Annotated in this window: 22 protein-coding genes; 8 read left to right on the forward strand and 14 right to left on the reverse strand. The window is 56.2% G+C overall.

Annotation, left to right across the window (positions count from 1 at the left end; all coding sequences use genetic code 11):
- Nucleotides 1-227 precede the first annotated feature (227 nt).
- Entirely contained in the window at nucleotides 228-839 is a 612-nt protein-coding gene (locus ACOZ42_RS10950) for a glutathione S-transferase family protein (protein ID WP_003802903.1), read from the forward strand.
- 59 nt (nucleotides 840-898) lie between these two features.
- Here ACOZ42_RS10950 and ACOZ42_RS10955 read toward each other — a convergent pair whose 3' ends face one another.
- Nucleotides 899-1750, reverse strand: coding sequence for a helix-turn-helix domain-containing protein (locus ACOZ42_RS10955; protein WP_426345128.1), 852 nt, complete (start codon nucleotides 1748-1750; stop codon nucleotides 899-901).
- Nucleotides 1751-1834: 84 nt separating this feature from the next.
- On the opposite strand from ACOZ42_RS10955, the gene ACOZ42_RS10960 reads away from it, so the two are divergent.
- Complete coding sequence (locus tag ACOZ42_RS10960; RefSeq protein ID WP_426345129.1) at nucleotides 1835-2932, forward strand: alpha/beta hydrolase; 1098 nt, start codon at nucleotides 1835-1837, stop codon at nucleotides 2930-2932.
- Here the strand turns inward: ACOZ42_RS10960 and ACOZ42_RS10965 are convergent.
- The 6 genes from ACOZ42_RS10965 to ACOZ42_RS10990 all read right to left on the reverse strand — a co-directional run bounded on the left by ACOZ42_RS10965 (nucleotide 2919) and on the right by ACOZ42_RS10990 (nucleotide 10405).
- Nucleotides 2919-3731, reverse strand: a complete 813-nt coding sequence (locus ACOZ42_RS10965) for a sulfite exporter TauE/SafE family protein (RefSeq protein WP_003802898.1) — start codon at nucleotides 3729-3731, stop codon at nucleotides 2919-2921. The genes ACOZ42_RS10960 and ACOZ42_RS10965 overlap by 14 nt on opposite strands.
- Before the next feature lie 9 nt (nucleotides 3732-3740).
- Nucleotides 3741-4856, reverse strand: coding sequence for a tRNA 2-thiouridine(34) synthase MnmA (gene mnmA, locus ACOZ42_RS10970; protein WP_039943632.1), 1116 nt, complete (start codon nucleotides 4854-4856; stop codon nucleotides 3741-3743).
- Nucleotides 4857-5057: 201 nt separating this feature from the next.
- Nucleotides 5058-6479, reverse strand: coding sequence for an FAD-binding oxidoreductase (locus ACOZ42_RS10975; protein ID WP_003802895.1), 1422 nt, complete (start codon nucleotides 6477-6479; stop codon nucleotides 5058-5060).
- A 26-nt stretch (nucleotides 6480-6505) separates the two neighbouring features.
- Nucleotides 6506-7600: a 3-deoxy-7-phosphoheptulonate synthase AroG gene (gene aroG / locus ACOZ42_RS10980; RefSeq protein WP_329956489.1), complete on the reverse strand. Its 1095-nt coding sequence runs from the start codon at nucleotides 7598-7600 to the stop codon at nucleotides 6506-6508.
- 485 nt (nucleotides 7601-8085) lie between these two features.
- Nucleotides 8086-8316, reverse strand: a complete 231-nt coding sequence (locus tag ACOZ42_RS10985; RefSeq protein ID WP_003802891.1) for a YbdD/YjiX family protein — start codon at nucleotides 8314-8316, stop codon at nucleotides 8086-8088.
- Between the two features lies 1 nt (nucleotide 8317).
- Nucleotides 8318-10405 (reverse strand): carbon starvation CstA family protein, encoded by a 2088-nt coding sequence (locus ACOZ42_RS10990; RefSeq protein WP_336579283.1) that lies wholly within the window; start codon nucleotides 10403-10405, stop codon nucleotides 8318-8320.
- A 520-nt stretch (nucleotides 10406-10925) separates the two neighbouring features.
- Between ACOZ42_RS10990 and ehuB the strand changes: the two genes are divergently transcribed.
- The 4 genes from ehuB to ehuA all read left to right on the forward strand — a co-directional run bounded on the left by ehuB (nucleotide 10926) and on the right by ehuA (nucleotide 14046).
- Nucleotides 10926-11792, forward strand: a complete 867-nt coding sequence (ehuB, locus tag ACOZ42_RS10995; RefSeq protein ID WP_240208533.1) for an ectoine/hydroxyectoine ABC transporter substrate-binding protein EhuB — start codon at nucleotides 10926-10928, stop codon at nucleotides 11790-11792.
- Between the two features lie 102 nt (nucleotides 11793-11894).
- The gene (gene ehuC / locus ACOZ42_RS11000; protein ID WP_003802885.1) at nucleotides 11895-12566 is read left to right on the forward strand and encodes an ectoine/hydroxyectoine ABC transporter permease subunit EhuC; all 672 of its coding nucleotides are present in this window, start codon (nucleotides 11895-11897) and stop codon (nucleotides 12564-12566) included.
- A gap of 2 nt (nucleotides 12567-12568) precedes the next feature.
- Entirely contained in the window at nucleotides 12569-13261 is a 693-nt protein-coding gene (ehuD, locus tag ACOZ42_RS11005; RefSeq protein ID WP_003802883.1) for an ectoine/hydroxyectoine ABC transporter permease subunit EhuD, read from the forward strand.
- On the forward strand, nucleotides 13258-14046 hold the full coding sequence (ehuA, locus tag ACOZ42_RS11010; RefSeq protein WP_003802881.1) for an ectoine/hydroxyectoine ABC transporter ATP-binding protein EhuA: 789 nt from the start codon (nucleotides 13258-13260) through the stop codon (nucleotides 14044-14046). The genes ehuD and ehuA overlap by 4 nt, the downstream gene beginning before the upstream one ends.
- Before the next feature lie 344 nt (nucleotides 14047-14390).
- Here ehuA and thpD read toward each other — a convergent pair whose 3' ends face one another.
- The 5 genes from thpD to ACOZ42_RS11035 all read right to left on the reverse strand — a co-directional run bounded on the left by thpD (nucleotide 14391) and on the right by ACOZ42_RS11035 (nucleotide 18209).
- Nucleotides 14391-15314 (reverse strand): ectoine hydroxylase, encoded by a 924-nt coding sequence (thpD, locus tag ACOZ42_RS11015; protein ID WP_003802877.1) that lies wholly within the window; start codon nucleotides 15312-15314, stop codon nucleotides 14391-14393.
- An 18-nt stretch (nucleotides 15315-15332) separates the two neighbouring features.
- The gene (locus ACOZ42_RS11020; protein ID WP_426345130.1) at nucleotides 15333-15725 is read right to left on the reverse strand and encodes an ectoine synthase; all 393 of its coding nucleotides are present in this window, start codon (nucleotides 15723-15725) and stop codon (nucleotides 15333-15335) included.
- On the reverse strand, nucleotides 15725-17032 hold the full coding sequence (gene ectB, locus ACOZ42_RS11025) for a diaminobutyrate--2-oxoglutarate transaminase (RefSeq protein WP_003802871.1): 1308 nt from the start codon (nucleotides 17030-17032) through the stop codon (nucleotides 15725-15727). The genes ACOZ42_RS11020 and ectB overlap by 1 nt, the downstream gene beginning before the upstream one ends.
- 95 nt (nucleotides 17033-17127) lie before the next feature.
- Nucleotides 17128-17685: a diaminobutyrate acetyltransferase gene (gene ectA / locus ACOZ42_RS11030; RefSeq protein WP_003802869.1), complete on the reverse strand. Its 558-nt coding sequence runs from the start codon at nucleotides 17683-17685 to the stop codon at nucleotides 17128-17130.
- On the reverse strand, nucleotides 17682-18209 hold the full coding sequence (locus ACOZ42_RS11035; RefSeq protein WP_003802867.1) for a MarR family winged helix-turn-helix transcriptional regulator: 528 nt from the start codon (nucleotides 18207-18209) through the stop codon (nucleotides 17682-17684). The genes ectA and ACOZ42_RS11035 overlap by 4 nt, the downstream gene beginning before the upstream one ends.
- Nucleotides 18210-18635: 426 nt before the next feature.
- On the opposite strand from ACOZ42_RS11035, the gene yddG reads away from it, so the two are divergent.
- Nucleotides 18636-19604: an aromatic amino acid DMT transporter YddG gene (yddG, locus tag ACOZ42_RS11040; RefSeq protein ID WP_240208530.1), complete on the forward strand. Its 969-nt coding sequence runs from the start codon at nucleotides 18636-18638 to the stop codon at nucleotides 19602-19604.
- Nucleotides 19605-19711: 107 nt separating this feature from the next.
- Here the strand turns inward: yddG and tldD are convergent, their stop codons facing one another.
- The gene (gene tldD / locus ACOZ42_RS11045) at nucleotides 19712-21172 is read right to left on the reverse strand and encodes a metalloprotease TldD (protein ID WP_059317970.1); all 1461 of its coding nucleotides are present in this window, start codon (nucleotides 21170-21172) and stop codon (nucleotides 19712-19714) included.
- Nucleotides 21173-21700: 528 nt separating this feature from the next.
- Here tldD and ACOZ42_RS11050 point away from each other — a divergent pair.
- A complete protein-coding gene (locus ACOZ42_RS11050) occupies nucleotides 21701-22045 on the forward strand; it encodes an H-NS family nucleoid-associated regulatory protein (RefSeq protein WP_003802861.1) in 345 nt (114 codons plus the stop codon).
- A 93-nt stretch (nucleotides 22046-22138) separates the two neighbouring features.
- Here ACOZ42_RS11050 and ACOZ42_RS11055 read toward each other — a convergent pair whose 3' ends face one another.
- Nucleotides 22139-22789 carry a DUF4136 domain-containing protein gene (locus ACOZ42_RS11055; protein WP_003802860.1) on the reverse strand — a complete coding sequence of 217 codons (651 nt, stop codon included), beginning with the start codon at nucleotides 22787-22789 and terminating at the stop codon, nucleotides 22139-22141.
- Nucleotides 22790-22899 lie beyond the last annotated feature (110 nt).

Genomic DNA, 22899 nt, shown 5'->3' on the forward strand with positions numbered 1-22899 from the left:
AGAAAAGAAGGGGGAATAAAGTCAGCCCGCATTCTAACATTGCGCACTGGCAGCCGGATGCCACGTGTTCGGCATAGGGACAGAATCCACCAGCCACCAGGCTATTTGACGAATAAACCACAGTTTTAAGACATTGTTCCACGCTATGGGGTCATGCCTTCTTAGCGAGGCGTTCGCCCGGAGGTTCCTGCTATACTTTTTGAGCCTGCAACTTTTGATAGCTTTTTATGAAACTTCTAGCTTCCCTCACAAGTCCATACGCGCGCAAAGTGCGTGTTGTCATGGCGGAAAAAAAGCTCGATTACGAGCTGATTCTGGAGGATGTGTGGGCCGATGACAGCGATATTCTGAAACACAATCCCCTGGGCAAAATCCCCTGTCTGATCATGGACGATCAGGCTAATTTGTTTGACTCCCGCGTGATCGTCGAGTATCTGGATACCCTCTCGCCCGTCGGCCGCCTGATTCCTCAAGCCGGACGTGATCGCGCTGCAGTCAAATGCTGGGAAGCCATTGCCGATGGCTTGCTGGATGCCGCCGTCGCCATCGTGGTGGAAAACCGCCGCCCCGAAGCACTGCGTCTGCCCTCGTGGATTGATCGTCAGAACAGCAAGATCACCGCCGCTCTGCAATCCATGAACAACACCCTTGGTGACCAGTCCTTTTGCATGGGAACCAGCTTTAGCCTGGCCGATATTGCCGTGGGCTGCGCACTGGGTTATCTGGACCTGCGCTTTCCGGAGCTGGACTGGCGCTCGCAGTATGGCAATTTGCAACGCCTGGATGAGAAACTCCAGACGCGCCCCTCGTTTGCCAGCACCTTGCCGCCTACGCAGTGAGCGTTGCGACAGCAAACCAGGGCCCATTCTTCTGAATGGGTTTTTTTATGTCTGCCGACTTAGCACTCGCCCAGTAAACGGTACATCCAGAAGGCCTCGTCAGTCTGTAGACGCTGGGCAAAACGGGCTGGCGAATAACCCGTAATCCGTTTGACCTCCCTACCAAAATGAGACTGGTCACTGTAGCCGGCTTGGAGCGCAAGCGCTGACCAGTCCGTCTTTTCCTGCTGCTGCAGCAAGTCAAAGGCACGCTCTACGCGCACATACAGTTGCAGTTCACGCTGACTTTGCCCAGCCCACCGCTTGATCTGTCTTTGCAATTGGCGCAAACCCGTTCCGGGGCGCGTCATTGCCGCCCTCATCGCCAAGGTTCGTAACCAATCATGTAAGTTGGCAGACCCCGCTTTGCTGCCCAGGCGCTCAGTAGGCGTGCAGCGGTAAATGGCTGCTTCCAGTTGCTCGAACAGCCTTCCCTGCCCAGGCTGCACCTGCTCCAGAATCCGACAGGCCGCAGCCGGCAAGACCTTATCCATGGGCAAGACCTGATCCATCAAGGCATGGGGCTCAATACCAAACATCTGTCTTACGGCATCGGGGTAAAGCCCAATCGAAATGGCATGCACGGGGCCCGGAGACCAACTCATGGACGGGGTGCGCGAGGGCCCAGCCAGCACCATACTGGACAAAGCCTCTGACAGAACCATCGGACCGCCCTCAGCCAGCATCCGAACCCTATGCAGCTGGCCATGAAAAATCCACGACAACACCACCAGCGGCGAGGCCGGATAACAATTCAAACGCTGCTCAGGCAGCAAATCCAGCCCGCGGGTGTCCCGCTCTACCCCCAGATGGATGCTGGCCGCGGTATGGCGGCGAGGACGATGCAGGCAGGCACGAGACAAAGTGGTCATGAGACGTCGCTTCCGTTCTATCCGGCCCGAGCAAGGCCGGCCACACTGACTGCTCTTCTTGTATCCTACTTCAGCTTCCTCTCCATGCCCAAAATCATTCTGCAAGGTTCCTGGTCCCACCGTTGCCGCAGCGTCCTTACGTTGTGGGCCACCACGGTGGATGTTCTGGCCCGACGGGCCATAGGCAGGCCACAAGTCCACGGCTGGACCATCTCCTTTGAGATCGCCACCCTGTTCTATCGAAAGCAGTTCAATCACGTCTTTCGTCTGGACAACATCGCTCAAAGCCGGGCTTACTTCGACAGTCTGTACACAATTGCAGAACCGGACCTGCCGGTACGGGTACAGGCCAGCACCGCTCAAGAGCCAAGGGGACACTGGTTTATTCCCGAGCATGCTGACAAGACCCACACTCTTTTGTACTTCCATGGCGGCGGCTATGCTTTTTATCCCGCGGTGTCACAGCACTTTATTCGTCTGCTCGCTCATCGCCTGCAAACCACGATTTTTGCCCTGGACTATCGCCTGACCCCGGAGCATCCGCATCCGGCCCAACAGGACGATGCGGTGCAAGCCTACCGTTATTTGCTCGCCCAAGGCTTGCGCCCCCAAGACATAGTCCTGGGTGGCGACTCAGCGGGCGGCCATCTGGCACTGATGACCTTGGTGAGAGTGCGCCAGGCGGGCTTGCCCCAGCCTGCGCTGGCCCTGGCCCTAAGCCCCTGGACTGATACCGGACGACGAGGGGCCAGTCAGTTTGGCCATGATCGCTACGATATGGTGCAGGGCTACCAGACACTGCGGTATGGGCAGTGGCTGAAAGGAGAGGGGCCCTGGAGCGATGCACAGCTCTCTCCCATCGCCCAGGATCTGCGTCATCTGGCCCCTCTCTATATCCAAGCAGGCGGCAAAGAAATCATGGTCGATATGATCCGCGATTTTGCCCGTGAGGCACACCGGCAGGGAGCCCAGGTACGCCTGGATGTGTGGCCGGACATGACGCACGAGTTTCATGCGTACGGCCGTACTTTGCCCCAAAGCGAGCAGGCACTTACCGCCCTACGGTCGGCGATGCGATGGACACAAGGGGAAAGTTTTGAGCCGCTAGAGGAAACCGAGCGGGATGCACTGGACTTTAGCGATGGCAAAGTCCAGTCTGAGCGCCTCATCAAGCCTGTGTAATGGCCTGCGCAATCATGTAGAGCGCCAGCACCGTCAGCATGCCGGCAAAAATGCGCTTGAGCGTCATCTGGTCAATCTTGTGGGCCAGACTGGCACCCAAGGGGGCGGTACAGATGCTGGTGGCCGAGACAATCAGCAAGGCAGGCCAGTAGATAAAACCAATCATGCCTGGATGACTGCCAAAGCTCACCTGACCGGACCAGATATAGCCCACGCTATTGGCAAGGGCGATAAAAAAGCCCAGCGCGGCGGAGGTCGCAACCGCCTGCCGAACCGGCACATTGCCGCGTAGCATAAAAGGAACGGACAGAAATGCCCCGCCAGCACCCAGCAGACCGGACACAAAACCGATCAGCGCCCCCATGGCGGCAATCCAGAAAGGAGCCGGCAAGGATCGGCCTTGCACCGGGGCCGATTTACGGGCCATTTTGGAGGCCGAATACAAGACAAACGCCGCAAACACAATAGCCAGCGCCGTGCTGTCTATCATGGCGAACACCGCACCGCCCGACAGCAGCCCTCCCACTATCAGGCCGGGCACCATCACCTTGACCACATCCCAACGGATGGCGCCGTGCTTATGGTGAGCCCGCACGCTGGACAAGGAAGTAAACAAGATGGTGGCCATCGCCGTGGCGATCGAGGCATGAACGGCCAACTCCTGCGGCACACCAAACAGGGGCAGCAGAAAGGTCAGGAATGGCACCAGAATCATGCCCCCGCCAATCCCCAGCAGACCGGCGGCCAAGCCAATACCGGCACCCAGCACCAGCAAACTGATGACTAAAATGGGTTCCATGCCCGCCTCTTACTGAATAATGCCACCGCCCAGGCAGCGCTCACCGTCATACAAGACCACGGACTGGCCTGGAGTGACGGCCCATTGTGGCTCGTCAAAATGTAAAGACAAGCTATCACCGTCGGCAGCCAGAATCGTGCAGGCCGCATCGGCCTGACGATAGCGCGTTTTGGCGTGAATCGGGCCCAACGCGGGTGGGTGACCTGCAACCCAGCTGGTCTGCTCGGCTTTCAATTCGGACTGTAACAACCAGGGATGATCATGACCCTGCACGACATACAGCGTATTCGTGGCCAGGTCCTTGCGGGCGGCATACCAGGCGTCGGCAGTCCCATCTTCGCGCTGCTTGCCCTTGACGCCACCAATGCCCAAACCCTTGCGTTGGCCATAGGTGTGGAAAGCCAGGCCCACGTGCTGGCCCAGCACCTGCCCTTCCGGTGTCTTGATCGGACCGGGCTGAGTGGGCAAGTAACGATTCAGGAACTCGCGAAAAGGACGCTCGCCGATAAAGCAAATGCCGGTTGAGTCTTTTTTAGCCGCATTGGGCAGCTTCAATTCCTCAGCAATACGGCGCACTTCCTGCTTGTTGATCTCGCCCAACGGGAACAGAGTGCGCGACAGTTGCGCCTGGTTCAGGCGGTGCAGAAAATAGCTTTGATCCTTGGAGGCATCCAGACCTTTGAGCAATTGATAGTCTGTGCCGCCCCCAGCCATGGGCACGCCACGCACACGGGCGTAATGGCCGGTGGCAATCCAGTCGGCACCCAAGGTCATGGCGTGGTCCAGAAAAGCCTTGAACTTGATTTCGGCATTGCACAGCACATCGGGATTCGGGGTACGACCTGCCGAATACTCTCGCAAGAACTCCGCAAACACGCGATCTTTATATTCCGCAGCAAAGTTGACTGCCTCGATTTCGACACCGACCAGATCAGCCACACTGGCCGCGTCCAGCCAGTCCTGGCGCGAGGAGCAAAATTCGGAGTCATCGTCGTCTTCCCAGTTCTTCATGAACAGGCCGACGACCTCATAGCCCTGCTCTTTAAGCAACCAGGCCGAAACGGAGGAGTCCACGCCGCCGGACATTCCGATAACGACGCGACCTTTTTTGGTGGAAATAGTCATTGCAGTGATGATGAGCGGGGCCACAGCCCGCAAACCCACGGACCGGCGCGCACCCGACTAACTAAAAAAAGCATTGTACGCCTGCCCTGACGCAAGTACAGGGACAGGCCGTCCCCGCACGGGGTTTCTGACAAGCTGTGCCGCCCCGGTCACAAAAGCCCAGGCTGGACAGACTGGGCTTGGTCAGGGGCAAGCGCGCGCTCAGGCCTGAGCGCGTGCGGGTAACATCTTCCCGGGATTCATGATGTTATGCGGGTCAAGCGCCCGCTTGATGCTGCCCATCACGTCGAGCGCATCTTGACCGTGTTCGGCCAGCATGAACTCCATCTTGTGCAAACCTACGCCGTGCTCGCCGGTACAGGTACCTTGCATGGCAATCGCCCGTTCCACCAGCCGGCGGTTCAGGCGCTCGGACTCGTCCCATTCCTCCTGACTATCGGCATCGAGCAACATCAGCACGTGAAAGTTGCCATCGCCCACGTGGCCCACGATGGTGTACGGAAACGGAGCCTGATCCATGTCGGCCGCGGTCTGGGCCACGCACTCTGCCAACGCAGAGATAGGGACGCACACGTCCGTGGTGCTGGAGCGGCACCCAGGGCGCAGTTGCAAGCCGGCAAAGTAGGCATTGTGTCGAGCCGTCCACAAACGGGAACGGTCCTCGGCCTTGTCGGCCCACTCAAAATCCATGCCACCATTTTCACGGGTGATTTCCTGAACTACCTGGGCCTGCTCCTGAACCCCGCTGGGGCTGCCATGGAATTCAAAAAGCAACAGGGGCGATTCTTTCAGTGTCAGTTTGCTGTAGGCATTGGTGGCACGTACGGCTGCGGTATCCATGAATTCGACACGCGCAATCGGAATACCCATTTGAATGACCTCGATCACGCTCTGCACGGCAGAGCGCAGATCGGGGAAATTACAGATGGCGGCAGAAATAGCTTCGGGCTGAGGGTACAGACGGACAGTCACTTCGGTGATGATGCCCAGCGTGCCTTCGCTACCGATGAATAGACGGGTCAGGTCGTAACCGGCCGAGGATTTCTTGGCGCGGTTAGCGGTATCGATAATGCGGCCGTCTGCCGTCACGACCTTCAGGGTCAGGACGTTTTCACGCATCGTCCCGTAGCGCACGGCATTGGTACCCGACGCACGGGTTGCCGCCATCCCGCCCAAGCTGGCATCCGCACCGGGATCGATGGGAAAAAACAAGCCCGTATCACGGATATGCTCGTTCAAGGCCATGCGCGTCACGCCAGCTTGCACCGTGGCGGTGAAGTCTTCGGCGTTGATTGCCACGATCTCGTCCATGCCGGACAAATCCAGGCTGACGCCACCTTGAATTGCCAGGAAATGTCCTTCCAGCGAGGAGCCAGCCCCGTAAGGGATCAGCGGCACATGATGCTCGTGACAATGACGGGCCACCCAGGCCACTTCTTCAGTGCTGCGGGCAAACACAACCACATCGGGCAGCATGGGTGGATAAGGCGATTCATCCCGACCATGGTGCTCACGCACGGCGTGAGACAGCGAGCAACGCTCTTGAAACTGAGCCTGCAAGGCTTCTACAAAACCTTCAGGTAAAGGGCGCCGCACGATTTCGGCATGAGCGGGAGCATTCATGAACATTCCAAAAAGGCAAAACCTTATTATGAGTGGCTAAGTGCCCCTTCTTCAAGTGCGACCCGGGCCTGACGGCGCTGACGCACGGCTTGGGCCAGGTTCTCCAGCACCGCCACCGTGTCATCCCAATCAATGCAACCGTCCGTAATGCTTTGCCCGTACGTCAGCGGCTTGCCTTCGACGACGTCCTGACGGCCGCCGACCAGATGACTTTCGATCATCACGCCACAAATGCGCATATCGCCACCCGCAATCTGACCGGCCACATCGGCCAGCACGTCAGGCTGACGACGGTAATCCTTGTTGCTATTGGCATGGCTGGCATCGATCATCACACGCGGCACCATGCCGGCCTTGATCATGGCCTGGCTGGTGGCTTCGACATGCTCAGCGTCATAGTTTGGCGCCTTGCCGCCGCGCAGAATCACATGGCAATCGTTATTGCCCACGGTGGACACAATGGCGGAGTGACCACCCTTGGTGACCGACAGGAAATGGTGAGGTTGGGAGGCCGCCTTGATGGCATCCAGCGCAATGCGGATATTGCCATCCGTGCCGTTCTTGAAACCGACCGGGCAAGACAATCCCGAGGACAGTTCTCGGTGAACCTGACTTTCTGTCGTGCGCGCACCAATCGCGCCCCACGACACCAGATCAGCAATGTACTGGGGTGTAATCATGTCCAGAAACTCGCAGCCCGCTGGCAAATCCAGCTGGTTCACAGCCAGCAGCAATTCACGAGCAGTGCGCAAACCCTGATTGATATTGAAGCTGCCATCCATGTTTGGATCGTTAATCAGGCCCTTCCAGCCCACGGTGGTACGAGGCTTTTCAAAGTACACGCGCATGACAATTTCCAGCTCGGGCGCAAAACGCTTGCGCTGTTCTGTCAGGCGGCGGGCGTAGTCCATGGCCGCTTCGGTATCGTGAATGGAACACGGGCCCACCACGACCACCAGACGATCGTCCTGTTCGTGAAGAATCTTGTGGATGCTGCGGCGCGCCTTGTGAACCGTCGTCGATACAGCAGAGGTACACGGAAACTCGCGCATCACGTGCGATGGGGGAGAGAGCTCCTTAATTTCACGAATCCGTAAATCATCAGTATTGTGCGACACGATTTAACTCCAGTTGGTTTGCCAGGTCCGGGGGCAAACGAAAAAAAAGCCGCCCGGTCTATGCTGGCGGCTTATTTCAGGATTTAGGTCTTACTTCTGTTTGGTGCAACCCGTCCTTTCCTCCACCAGCGGCATCGGAAAAGCATAAAAATAAAAGAAGAAAACGGGGTTTGCGAAAGTCATGGGAAAAATCCTAACACAGTTCCTGAGGCGCCGCCAAACAAAACCAGCAAGATTCATCCAAAAAACCGCATAACAACAAAATATTTATACCAATAACCCATGAAAAAAACCCATGAAACGAAACGTATATTTCGTTTAGTGAATTTTATTGGCCCATTTGTTTCGTGCTGACGCAAAAAAACACGATAAATCGTTTAGAACCTTGGTTTGTCTTATTTTTACATCTGAACACAATTAGGCTTATTGTCATCGGACTGTCATGCAGAAAGGGCCAGAACCCTGGCTCTGACCCTTAGCCGACTCACTTAGCAGCACGCGATACGTCCTTTACCTCCATACCGCGCCTGCTGTCGTTCGCGGAAGAACTCGGCGTATGCCATCGGCTGTTGTTCCGGATGATTTACCCGCATGTGCGTCAGATAGGTCTCGTAATCCGGTACACCGACCATCAGACGCAAGGTGGTGGCCAGGTAGCGTCCCGTCCCCCGCCCTGCCTGGGCTCCGCGCGCTATCGCTCCAGTCAATAATCCTTTCATATCACGCTCCTGCTGTTGCCTGAGCCGGCAAAGGCTCATACAGCGTCTCGGCTGAATGTGGCACGGCACTGCGGCGCGCGTTCAACACGCAACGTATGCCAAAGAACACCATGCTCACAACCACAAAAATGAACAAACCGCATAAGGTCGAGTTCACATAATCGTTGAAAATAACCTGCTGCATCTGCTCCAGCGATTTGGCAGGAGCCATGACCGTTTGTTCGGCCAGACCTTGTTGATACACCTTGGCATGCGCCAGAAAGCCGATCTTGGGATCAGGGTGAAACATCTTCTGAAAGCCGGCAAACAGCGTGCAGATCAACAGCCAGGTAGTAGGAACCACGGTCACCCAGGCGTAGCGATCTTTCTTCATCTTAAAGAGCACCACCGTCCCCAGCACCAATGCCACTGCCGCCAGCATCTGGTTGGCAATACCGAACAAAGGCCACAACGTATTGATGCCACCCAACGGATCAACCACCCCCTGATACAGGAAATAGCCCCACGCCGCCACGCACAAGGACGTGGCAATCAGGTTAGCGACCAAGGACTCGGTACGGCGCAAGCCCGGTACGAAGGTGCCCATCAGATCCTGCAGCATGAAGCGGCCGGCACGGGTGCCGGCATCCACGGCAGTCAGGATGAACAGGGCCTCGAACAGAATCGCAAAGTGATACCAGAAACTCATCATCGCCGGCCCGCCGATGACATTATGCAAGATGAAGGCCATGCCTACCGCCAGGGTAGGAGCACCACCCGCACGCGAAATAATGCTGTTTTCACCCACGTCGCTGGCCATCTGGGTCAGATCGGCCGGCGTAATCAGAAAGCCCCAGCTGGACACCACTTGCGCGGCCTGTTCAGGAGTCGTGCCAATCAGGGCAGCCGGGCTGTTCATGGCGTAGTAAATGCCAGGTTCGATCACGCAAGCAGCGACCAAAGCCATGATGGCCACAAAGGATTCCATCAGCATGCCGCCGTAACCGATATAGCGCGCCTGGGTTTCGTTTTCGATCATCTTGGGTGTGGTGCCCGAGGAAATCAAGGCGTGGAAACCGGACACGGCACCGCAAGCAATGGTGATGAACAGGAAGGGGAACAAGCTGCCGGACCAGACCGGTCCTGTGCCATCAATAAATTTGGTGGTCGCTGGCATTTTCAGATCGGGCGCCACAATTACAATACCGATGGCCAGCCCCACAATCGTGCCGATTTTCAGGAAGGTGGACAGATAGTCACGCGGAGCCAGCAGCAGCCAAACGGGCAGCACAGCGGCAATAAAGCCATAAATAATCAGTGCCCAGGTCAGCTCTTCGCCATTCAACGTGAAGAACGGCCCCCAGGTGGGGTGCGCGGCCACGTCCTGGCCGTACACAATCGCGGCCAGCAGAAAGATCAGCCCGATCACCGAGACCTCGCCAATACGGCCCGGCCGCAGGAAGCGCAGATAAATCCCCATGAAAATGGCTAGCGGAATCGTCGCTGCCACCGTAAAGGTGCCCCACGGTGAGTTGATCAGGGCCTTGACCACAATCAGCGCCAGCACGGCCAGGATGATAACCATGATCATGAAGGCGCCAAACAGCGCAATGACGCCAGGCACCGTGCCCAGTTCGGACTTGATCAGATCCCCCAGCGAGCGCCCGTCGCGGCGCATGGAGATGAACAGAACGGTAAAGTCCTGCACGGCCCCCGCAAATACCACGCCGGCCAGAATCCAGAGCATGCCGGGCAGATAACCCATTTGCGCAGCCAGCACCGGCCCGACCAAGGGGCCCGCGCCAGCAATCGCCGCGAAGTGGTGACCAAAGAGCACATGCTTATTGGTCGGTACATAGTCCAGACCATCGTTATGACGCCAGGCAGGCGTCATGCGGGTGGCGTCCAGCTCAAAGACCTTACGAGCAATGAAACGGCTGTAGTAACGATAGGCAATCAAATAGACGCAGACTGCGGCGACTACGATCCATAGAGCATTGATGCTCTCCCCCCGGCTTAGCGCCACCGTTCCCAGGGCAAAGGCCCCCAGCACCGCAACCAGCACCCAAATCAGATGCTGTTTTATAAAACCGCCCTCTTCTCTGCTCATAGAGCCTCCACGATTTTGCATTAAGTAAGTCTGTCACCAACTTTTTTTCCGGCTGTACTTCTGATCTGAAGAAGTCGCCAGCTGCCGGTACAAGAGGCGCAGCACCGCGTAGGATGAGCACTCTTGCTGGGACCGCACAGTGTTCTTGATACCGTGCATTTCCCGCACCAGCAGGGTTTGAAAGCACCGTAAAGCGCACTTTCCAAAAAGGTGTCGGCGCGCCCGAAGGCGCGCCGAACTCATTCATGAATCAATCTGGGGTAGGCACAAGCCAGGCGCTTTTGAGAGGACAAGCGCTCTTTAATCCTTGGGAGCATAGTAAAAACACGTACTCAAGACACCACGCATTTTCCCTAAGACCAAACTCTTTATTTATATATAAATTCTAATCAGTTCTTTTGGTCGATAGTTTCTATCCATTTAATTTGAGTACGAATGATTTTATGCGCTATGATTTCCCTGCAAATCTTTCGTAAAACAAATCATTCATAACGAAATGGTAAAGGCGAGAAAAGGACTCATGATGAAACTACACTCCAAGCCCCTCTGCGCGCTGGCCTTGGCCCTGCTGGGCACCGTCGCTGCCGCCTCCAGCGCCCACGCGGTCACGCTGGAACAAGTCAAAGAGCGCGGCGTGATTCGCGTCGCCGTTGCAAATGAAATTCCTTACGGTTACATGGACATGTCCGGCAAGGCTCAGGGCGCAGGTCCTGAAGTGGCGCAAGCCATCCTGGAGCGTCTGGGCATCAAGGAAATCAAATGGGAAACCGCCAACTTCGGCTCCCTGATTCCCGGCCTGCAAGCCAAGCGCTTTGATATGGTGGCCGCTGAAATGGCCATCCTGCCGCAACGCTGCAATACCGTGCTGTTCTCCGAGCCCAACAGCTCGTATGGTGAAGGCCTGCTCGTGGCCAAGGGCAATCCCAAAAACATTCACGCCTACGAGGACTTTGCCAAGACCGATCACAAGATCGCCATCATGGCCGGTGCCGATCAATTGGAAATGATGCAGGCCCTGGGCGTACCCGATGATCGCATGATCACGATTTCCAACAACGCGGATGCCATCTCTACCGTCGCCACGGGTCGTGCCGACGCCTATGCTGCCACCGGCCAGACCGTCAGTGACCTGGCATCCAAAGGGAGCGGCAAGGTGGAACTGGCCGCCGAATTCAAGGACCCCGTCATCAACGGCACTCCGGTTCGCAGCTGGGGCGGTTTTGCTTTTGCCAAGGAATCCGAAGATCTGCGCGACGCAGTGAACAAGGAGCTGGCCGAATTCAAGAAAACCGAGGAATGGAAAGCGATCCTCGACAAGCACGGCTTTACCGAGGAAGACGCCAAGCACTCGTTTGAAAAATCCACGGAACAGCTGTGTAAAGCCTGATCCTTCACCTGCGGGTAAGGCGGCCGCACGAGCCTGCGTAGCCCCTCGCAAGGGCCCATTTCGCACCGGGAGTGCCCCGCCTGCCCTTGTCCGGAATCTGATATGGATTGGTTAAGTTACAGCTCGGCCCTGATGGAAGGGGCCTGGGTCACCATACAGCTCACCCTGTACTCAACGGTCGTGGGGGCCATCGCCGCCTTCGCGCTGGGTATAGGCAGGCTATCGCGATCTGTGGTCCTGCGCTCCTTGTCCATCACCGTTATCGAGGTGTTTCGCGGCACCTCTTTGTTGGTACAGCTATTCTGGCTGTACTTTGCCTTGCCGATTCTGGGCGAGTCGCTCGGTCTGGACTGGCGGCTGGACCCGGTCGTGGCTGGAACCCTGGCATTGGGCCTGAACATTGGCGCTTATGGGGCCGAAGTGGTGCGCGGCGCTATCCAGGCCGTACCGCATTCTCAACTGGAAGCCGCCAAGGCCCTGGACTTTACAGAACGCCAAACCCTGTGGCGCATCAGCCTGCCCCAGGCCATTCCAGAGATGATGCCCAGTTTCGGAAATCTGGCCGTGCAGAACCTGAAGGATACGGCCCTGGTCTCCCTGATCAGCTTGGGGGACTTGAGCTTTAGAGCTGAACAAATACGCAACTTCACCCAAGACAGCACCACCATCTACACCCTGCTCTTGCTGATGTACTTTGGCATGGCATTGGTACTGACCGTCCTGATGAAATTGCTGGAGCGCGCAACCGGCCGCTGGCGCGCGCAAAGGAGCTGAACATGCTGTTTGGTATTGAATGGGACACCAGCAGCAATGGAGCATTTGCGCTGTCTATCCTGCCTATCCTGCTCAAAGGTTTATGGGTGACCATCCAGGCCGCCGTGCTGGGTTTTGGTGTTGCCGCCGTGTTAGGACTGATTCTGGCAGGCCTGAAAAGCGTGCGTCTGCGCCTGATCTCCTGGCCCGCCTATGTGTTGACCGAGTTCCTGCGCGACACGCCATTGCTGGTGCAATTGTTTTTCCTGTACTACGTACTGCCGGACTACGGCATCGTGCTGCCCGCCTTCCTGACCGGCGCACTGGCACTGGGTGTGCAGTACAGCGCATATCTGTCGGAAGTTTATCGGGCCGGTCTGGAATCCGTCACCCACGGGCAGACTGAAGCTGCCCGTGCGCTGGATATTTCCCCATTGCGCACCTTTATGGTCATCACCCTGCCCCAGGCCATCCCCCGCATCATTCCAGCCATGGGCAACTACTTGGTATCCATCATGAAAGACGTGCCCGTGCTTTCTGTTGTATCGGTGCTGGAAGTGCTGAATGTGGCCAAGATTATTGGTGACCGTACCTTTAACTACATCATTCCCCTGTCCATGGTGGGCGGCCTGTACCTGCTGCTGACCCTGCTGGCTTCAGCGGGGATACGAGCACTGGACCAACGTTTGCCCAAGCAAGGAATCCCTCTGCGATGATCGACACACTCTCCAAGCCCATCATTGAATTTGAGCATGTCACCAAAAAATTCGGTGACGTCACCGTGCTGGATGCCTTGAACTTTCAAGTCAGGCGGGGTGAAAAAGTCACTATTATCGGCCCCTCAGGATCGGGCAAATCAACGGTGCTACGTATCCTGATGACGCTGGAAACCATAGACGACGGCGTCATTACGGTCGCGGGCAAACCCCTGTGGCATGAACGTGTCAACGACCAGTTGGTCCCCGCCAGCCAAAAGCATTTGCGCGAAATGCGCAAGGAAATGGGAATGGTATTTCAGCAGTTCAATCTGTTCCCTCACATGACCGTAATGCGCAACGTGACCGAAGCCCCCATGCATGTACTGGGCCTGTCCAAGGAGCAAGCGCGCGAACGAGCCACCAAATACCTGGATCTGGTGGGTCTGATCGACCATGCGGACAAATTCCCCAGTCAGCTCTCGGGCGGTCAGCAACAACGTGTGGGCATTGCCCGCGCTCTGGCCATGGAGCCGAACATTTTGCTGTTCGATGAGCCCACCTCGGCACTGGACCCAGAGCTGGTCGGCGAAGTGCTGGGCGTGATTCAGAAGCTGAGCCAGGAACAGGATCTGACCATCTTGCTGGTGACCCACGAAATGCAATTTGCCAAGGAGGTGTCAGACCGCGTCTGTTTCTTTGACAAAGGCGTGATCGTGGAATCCGGTCCGCCAGAGCAAGTGTTCTGTCACCCGCAGGAAGCACGGACTCAGGCCTTTTTGAGCAATTTCATTCAAGCGGCGTAGTCAATCCCCAGTGGTGGGCCACTTCTGCCACTGAGATGCTCCTCATTTAGCGACGCTGGCGGCAAGGTGAGACTTCAAGCCGTTTACACCACGCCCCCGCTGGCACTCAAGGCTGAGGCACTCGTCCATCCCAATACCGTGGTAACCAAGGGCCTGGCGGCCCCGCACCCGTCAGGCCTGCCGTATCGTGGCGCCCTCTCGAGTGTCTGACCTGCGCTTTTCTGAGCGTCAGAACCTGAGTCTGCCACTGAAAACCTGCCCATACAAAAAAACGCCCCCCGGAAATAAATCCAGGGAGCGTTTTATCGAGCCAAGGTCTCAAAAACTACAGACCCTCCGCTTGTTCAAGACTCCAACAGCGGCCCATCCAATGGCTTAAGGACGGGGAAATGTCCACGTGTGGCTACATGTGCAGGCCGAGGGGTCAGACCCTGCTTGGGCTCACCCACACAATTTTCCACGCTATTGTAGACCGTGAACACATTGGCTCGTGGCCAAGGCGAAATATTGCTGGCTGAACCATGCAAGGTATTGCAGTCAAAAAAGATCACGGAACCGGCTTTGGCCGTAATGGCTTCGATTCCACCCTGATCGACCAGCAAACGCAAGCTGATCGGGTCAGGCACGCCATACTCCTGCTTGCGCAAGGACTCCTTGTAGTGATTGTCCGGCGTCTGCCCAGTGCAGGAAATGAACTGACGGTGTGAACCCGGCACCAGCATCAGTGGCCCGTTGCACACATTATTGTCCGTAAGCAGCACCGAACAACTCAAGGCGCGCATTTGGGGCATCCCGTCTTCAATATGCCAGGTCTCGAAGTCCGAATGCCAATAGAACTCCTTGCCGGTAAAGCCCGGCTTCAGGTTGGCACGGGACTGATGCACATAGACTTCCGAGCCCAGAATCTGGCGGGCCACATCCAGCACCCGCGGGTCCCGCACCAGGCGGGCAATCAGGTCGCTCAGCTCATGCACCCGAAAGATCGAACGCACCGCCTGGCTGCCCTTTTCAACCACGGCTTCTTCACGCGACAAAATGGCGGGGTCTGCACTCATGGCCTGGACATTACTCAGCAGCGCCTGCACTTCCTGCGCATTGAACAAGTCAGGCAACAGCAAAAAGCCATTGTCCTCATATTCGCGCAGTTGGGCCCGATTCAAGGGCTGGCTACCTACCGGGTCCGGATACACCACCGGCTCCTGACGGCTGACGATGGCCGCCGTTCGTTCTGTACGGGATGTGTACAGATCGCTCATGGTCACTGTCATCATGCTCTCCTTAAGATGTCAGTCTTCCACAATAGCGGGATAGACCCCTTTCTCATCGTGAACTTCCTGACCGGTCAAGGGCGGATTGAACACGCATATCACCCGCAATGGCTCCTTGCCACCACGCAGATAGTGCTCATCGTGCTGATCCAGGGCGTAGACCACGCCTGGCCCCAACTCGTACTTCTTGCCGTCGGCTACCGTTTCAATTTCACCGTCGCCTTCAATGCACCACACCGCCTCCAAATGATTCTGGTAGTGGATGTGCGTCTCAGTGCCCGGAAAAATAACGGTTTCGTGAAAAGAAAAGCCCATGCCGTCTTTCCTGAGCAAGACACGGCGACTGACCCAGGTGTCCGTGCGCACCTCGTCACGGGTTCCAATCACATCTTTGACGTTTTTGACCAGCATCAGCGTGCTCCTCCAATCTTCAGAATCTTGGCCTGACTGCCGCGTTTGGACAGGCACTGGGCGACACTGCGCTCAATGATGTCCAGACCTTGGCTGAGCTCCTCGTTGCTGATCGTGAGCGCCGGCAGCAGCTTCAACACCTCGTCGTGGGCCCCCGAGGTCTCAATGACCAAACCCTGCTTGAAGGCCTGGGCCGCAATTTCATTAGCCAGACCCGCACCGGGCGGCGTGACCAGACCTTGAATCAGTCCGCGTCCCCGCACACTCAAGCCCCGATCCGGGTAGCTGTGCACCAGATTTTCCAGCCAGTCGCGCACCTGTCGCTCCTTGGCCTGGATTTCCGTCTCGAAGTCCTCATTGGCCCAGTAACTTTCCAGAGCCTGGGCGGCCGTCACAAATGCCAGGTTATTGCCACGGAAGGTGCCGTTATGGGCGCTGGGCTTCCACACATCCAGCTCAGGGCGCAACAGGACCAAGGACATGGGCAAGCCAAAACCGGACAACGATTTGGACAGTGTAATGATGTCAGGGCTGATGCCGGCCTGTTCAAAGCTGAAGAAACGACCAGTACGACCACAACCGACCTGAATGTCATCGACAATCAGCAACATGTCATGTTCGCGGCACAGGCGTTGCAACTCGCGCAACCAGCGCTGTGTGGCCACGTTCACGCCTCCTTCACCTTGCACGGTTTCCACGATGACCGCGGCAGGATGGTCCAGGCCGCTGCTGGGGTCTTCCAGCAAGCGCTCCAGATAGGCCATCGTATTGACGTCCGGCCCCAGGTAACCGTCATACGGCATAAACGAGGTATTGCCCAGGGCCACACCTGCCGCACTGCGGAACTTGGAATTTGCCGTCACTGCCAGGGAACCCGTGCTGACGCCGTGGAAACCGTGCGTAAAGGAAATCACATTCTGGCGCCCCTTGACCTGTCGCGCCAGTTTTAACGCCGCCTCCACGGCATTGGTGCCCGTCGGGCCCGTAAACTGCAGGCGATAATTCCACCCGCGCGGTTTGAGCAGTATCTTGTCCACCGCTTCCAGAAAATACTTCTTGGCGCTGGTGGCCATATCCAAACCATGTACCAAGCCGTCGGTGTTCAGGTACTCAATCAGCTTTTCTTTCAAGTGGGGATTGTTATGCCCGTAATTGAGCGTACCGGCTCCACTGAAAAAATCGATGTATTGCCTGCCTGACTCGTCCTCCAAAACCGAGCCTCGGGCTTTGTTGAAAATGACCGGAAAGGACCGGACGTAGCCCCTTACTTCAGACTCCATCCGGTCGAATATTTTTAAGTCAGTCATATTTCCTCTCCTGGTTATAGAACGGCGTGTCTTGAGCCGACAAACAACAATCAGCGAACCAGACCGGCTCTACCGTTCTTTTGCGTAAAGTCCCCTTATCCTGAGTCCAAGGGGCCGATTCGTAATAGAGGTTCTGCCTCGTGTGCCTGCGCGGCAAACAAAGCAGTATCAAAAAATGCGTGTTCCTGCAGGGGTGCTCCCCAACGGCGCGCCATCGCTGCAAACAAGCCACGCGAGGCCAGGTTGCCGGGGCTGACTGTCGTTTCCAGAAAGCGCCAGTCACGGTCACTCAGACCTTGTCTTAAGTGTTCCAGCATGGCCTGTCCCAGACGCTGCCCACGGGCGCGCTCATGCACCGCCACTTGCCAGACAAAGAGCACATCGGGACGGTCGGGGAGAAAGTAGGCAGAGATGAAACCGTCTATTTGTTCCCCCCGCTGCGCAACAACGCAGGTCCGGGAAAAATGCTCGCTGAGCAGCAAATAGAGATATTCAGAATTCAGATCCAACGGTGGGCAGGCGGCAATCAGCTGATGGATGGCCGCCGCGTCACGCAGCACGGGCGCACGCAATACCAGCGCCGGAACAGCGGGGGCAGGCCCGGCAGCACCCACGCTGCCTGTCGCGCTGCCCGTATCCGGTCGGGCCGTCACACCACCAACCCGGATTCGGGGGGCACATCCCCTTCCGGGACCTCTAGAATAGGGGAAGCCGTCTCATCGGCCTCCAGCACGACATCCGGATCCGCATCAAGCAGGCGAACAATGCGCTCCAAGGACAGCGTCATGGTGGCTTGCTCCAGCTCAGGCAGCTCTTTGAGGGCGTCCGACAACTTCTTTTGCAACGGGGATGGTGTATCACGGGCCAAGGTCTTGCCTTCCGGTGTGGCACTGACAAATACAATGCGGCGGTCTTCCCGACCACGCTCACGCAACACCAGCTTCTTGTCTTCCAGACGATCCAGAATCCCCACTACGGTGCTGGGGCTGACGTGCATTTCGCGACTGATGGCCGTCGCCGTCAAGGGCCCCTTCTCAATAATGGTGCGCAGGCAGATCAACTGGGGCGCGGTGATATTGCTGTACGCCGACAGCTGCCGGGAATGCAGGGCAATCGAGCGCGTGATCTGGCGCAAAGCCCGCAAAATTCGTAAATCGTAATGTTGATCCGTAGTCATTTAATTAGCCAAACAAAATAATTCAGCACTATTAATTCGTGTTGAAATGATATGCGCAGAAAAGATTCAAGTCAAACCGATTTACACTCAAAATCATACGGAGCGTAAACAGAAGGTTCGACTCAAAACTCAAGAAAATGTAAGTATTCCAACTTGTCGCCCTCTCCAGGGGGGCAGACAAAATGGCCTGTTATCCTTGTCCTCCCGTCCTCACAAGGGGTACGAGCGCGCACCGCGCCTGCAGTACACTGCTACAAACGGTCCGCCCACACGGCCTGGATCGCTGTCAGCACCCATCCCTGGCGCTCAAGCTCTGCTTACAGACAGCCAGATCCGGATACAAAGCCGGCCCATTAACCCATAAGTGTCCCCAGCAAGTAAAGCCGCCTGCCGCCCAGGGCACGCTCGGCAGACATTGAAACCCGCATGAAACAATCTGATAAAGCCACCCTGATCGGGCTGATGGCCATCATCTTATGGAGCACGATTGTCGGCCTGATCCGCAGCGTCAGCGACTATCTGGGCCCTACCGGCGGCGCGGCCCTGATTTATACCTTGGCCTCCGTCTTTTTGCTTTTATCAGCTGGATGGGTGAGGCTGCGCGAATTTCCGCGCCTTTATCTGTTCTGGGGCAGCATCCTCTTTGTCTGCTATGAGCTCTGCCTGGCCCTATCGATTGCTTATGCGCATAACAGCCGGCAAGCCATTGAGGTGGGCATGGTCAATTATCTCTGGCCGACCTTCACCATCGTGGCGGCCATTTTATTCAAGCAACAGAAAGCCAATTGGCTGATCGTCCCGGGCCTGTTTTTGTCCATGTTGGGCATCAGCTGGATTCTCGGTGGTGAGCAAGGCTTGAATCCGAACAGCGTCTGGCTCAACGTGCAGGACAACCCCTTGAGCTATGGCCTGGCACTGAGCGGGGCCCTGATCTGGGCTGGCTACAGCACCATGACCGCACGCATCGCGCAGGGTAAAAATGGCATCACCTTATTTTTCATGCTGACCGCGGCCACCTTGTGGATGAACCATCTGTTTCAGGGAGCTCCTAGCCTGACAGTGTCGACACCGGCTCTGGTGTATTTGCTGTTGGCTGCCAGCGCGATGGGTTTTGGCTATGCAGCCTGGAATGTCGGCATTTTGCACGGCAATATCACCCTGCTCGCCGGTGCCTCCTACTTTATCCCGGTATTTTCGGCGGCCTTGTCCAGCCTGCTACTGCGCACGCCATTGGCGACAAGCTTCTGGCAAGGCTCAGCCATGGTGTGCTCGGGCGCCTTGCTATGCTGGCTGGCCATCCGGCTTCGCCAGCCCAAAGTGCTCAAGAACGCGCAACCTGCTGAAAAGTCGCGCTGCATCTCTGCCGACGCAGCGGGGCCCCCGGGGCAACAATAACAAAGTAAAAGCGATTTGTTGCGGCGCAATATAAAAACAAAAAACCGCTCCTGCTTAATTCAAGCAGAAGCGGTGCGAATAACCATTTAATTAGCTGGCAAATTAAATCAGGCGGTACCACCCACGGTCAGATTTTCCATTCGCACGGTAGGAATCCCTACCCCAACAGGGACACTTTGACCTTCTTTACCGCAGGTCCCTACCCCAGGATCGAGCTGCATATCATTGCCGATCATGCTGATTTGATTCATGGCATCCGGGCCACTGCCGATCAAGGTGGCGCCTTTGACGGGATACATCAATTTGCCGTTTTCAATGACCCAGGCCTCCGAAGCGGAAAAAACAAACTTACCGCTCGTAATATCAACCTGCCCACCACCAAAGTCCACAGCATATAAGCCTTTCTTGACCGAAGCGATGATCTCCTGAGGATCTTTATCGCCACCCAACATAAACGTGTTGGTCATGCGCGGCAAAGGCAAGCTGGCATAGGATTCACGGCGGCCATTGCCGGTAATGGCCGCACCCATCAAGCGCGCATTATGGGTATCTTGCAAATACCCTTTCAAAATACCGTCCTCGATCAGAACCGTACGTTGCGTGGCATTGCCTTCATCATCCATATTCAAGGAGCCACGACGGTTTTCCAGGGTGCCGTCGTCAATGACGGTTACCCCTTTGGACGCCACACGCTGGCCAATACGACCCGAGAACAGGCTGCTGCCGCGACGGTTGAAGTCGCCTTCCAGACCGTGGCCCACGGCTTCGTGCAGCATGACACCAGGCCAGCCTGGGCCTAGAACCACCGTCATCTGACCGGCAGGCGCAGGCTTGGCCTCCAGATTGGTCATGGCCGAGCGCACGGCCTTGTCCACATAGGCACGCAGCATGTCGTCGGAGAAGTACGACAGATCCACCCGGCCGCCACCCGCTGCCGAACCACGCTCACGACGGCCATTTTGTTCGACAATCACCGACAGGGACAAATGCACCAGGGGACGGACATCGGCGGCCAGACGACCATCACTGCCCGCAACCAGCACCACATCATATTCCGCCCCCAGGCTGGCCATAACTTGCACCACACGCGAATCGGCTGCCCGAGCCAAGGCGTCCAGACGCCCCAACAAAGCCACTTTTTCTGGCGCAGGCAAGCTGGCAATGGGGTCCGTTCCGGTATAAAGCGTCGCACGCTGCGAATCGGCCGGCACCAAAATCCCGCTTTTTCCCGAGCCCCCCTGACGGGCAATGGAACGCACCACGCGCGCCGAAGACAGCAAGGCCTCAGGACTTAAGGAGTCCGAATAGGCAAACGCGGTTTTCTCGCCGCTCAGCGCGCGCACACCCACGCCCTGCTCAATCGAGAAACTGCCGCTTTTCACAATGCCCTCGTCCAGGCTCCAGCCCTCGCTGCGGGTGTACTGAAAATATAAATCGGCATAGTCAGCCTGATGGGTGAAGATTTCACCCAGCGCACCGGACAGGTGGCTTTCATGCAAGCCCCAAGGCTCGAGCAACAGACCACGGGCGCATTCCAGGGCATTGATTGCCGGATCAACTAGCTTCATCGTTTATTCCTACTGACAGATCCCTGGCAAGCCCACGGCTGCAAGGGACGAAAATGGGTACCGACAGACGCACTGACATCCATTCGGTTTCCGTCCATCTGAGCATTAAAACAGAATGTGCCACCGTATGCGATGCCCACGTACTGAACCGGCTATTTTCGGGCTTTCCGACGCTGAATCGGGCAGCTCCCCTAATCGCGACAAAAAACTCTAATTACGACATTTTCTGATACCTAATTAAAATTATTTTATATTTTTCTTAATTAAAAATTCAGCTATATGGTTTTTGTATAAACCCATTCAAAATCATGATAACCCCTGATTAGTTTAAATAATCACGCCCCATAGAATTGACTAATGACTATAAACAATTACAGAGACTAAACAGTTTTTTTGAATTAACGTTTATTTTTTTTCAAACCACTTATATTTTCAAGGAAATCAAAGTACACTGTTTTCGCATGATAAACATGAGCTCGTGCAGGCAGGGTTTATCAGATAACTACAAACATGAAACAGGAATCCTATATGTCAGTCGAAACTTACAGCTCCGCAAAGCAGAAGATAGAAAAAGAGATTCTGCGTCTTCAAAAGCAGATGAAATCCCTTCGAGTCAAACAGCGTCGTCCTGTCATCGCATCCATCGTCAAATCCATGCAAGATAACGAGATCACGATTGAGGAAGTCGCTGAAGCTCTGGAAAACTCTGCTCGTCGTGGTGCTGGTGCTTCCACCGGCCCCAAAACCAGCCTGCCTCCCAAATACCGTCACCCCGGCACCCAGGACACCTGGACGGGCCGTGGTCGCCCCCCACGCTGGATCATTGACGCAGAAGCCAATGGCCGCAGCCGTGAAGAGTTCCTTATCAAATAAGCTCTGGAACCAAACAAAACAAAGGGACCGTTTTCCAAACGGTCCCTTTTTTATTGTTATAAATTTTTGACTTAATCCCAGACTGCTGACGACTCAATCCCGAGGCAGTGGATAGCGGATATCAATCACCTGTCCATTATTACCAGGGAAGCGATCAAATATGGCCTGGGACAAAAATGGCATCTGCTGGGCCAGGTTGTCGGAATGGCTATAAGACACGGCCGTAGCACGATACACTTCTGTGCCCGAGTTTCGATTATCTGTAATAATTACATTTAGATAATTCTTATACACGGTAACCGGAACGTTCACGACATTCGGCGAATAAAAGAACCCGCCTGCCCAACCATCATTTGGCGCATAATAGCCACGTCCCATTCCCCACCCGGTCGGGCCATAAAAACTATCGGCAAATTGCGGCACCCAGCTTTGTTCCTGAGGATTGCCATAATCCATTTTCACCACAAAGCGCGCTGACTTCAGGTTCGGGGCCTCCACCAGCCCGGTCACGCCAATCGAGGCGCGTACCGAATCGGCAAAAGACTGGTACTCCAGATTATTGCCATCGCCTGGTATAGGCTGAATGTAATAGGTCTCTCCACTGGCGTTCGCGGGCCACTGTTGATAGCGTGTCAATTTGGCAGACCAACTAGGCGCAGCGCACGCCGTGGTCAAGGCGGCAAACGCCAGACTCAGCAGACGCAGGGCGCGCCAGGAAAATACTTCAGAACGTAAGCTCATCATTTCACCCCTGCTTGTTTTCACTTACACGTTCAAGCCATTTGAGCACAGCGCCAAGGCGCCGACGAGCATTTAGTTTACTGCCTGTTTCCCCCCTCCAGTGTGGGCGTTCA

The organism is Alcaligenes sp. HNGD-HTN06 (assembly GCF_049932565.1).
Taxonomy (GTDB): Bacteria; Pseudomonadota; Gammaproteobacteria; order Burkholderiales; family Burkholderiaceae_B; genus Alcaligenes; species Alcaligenes ammonioxydans.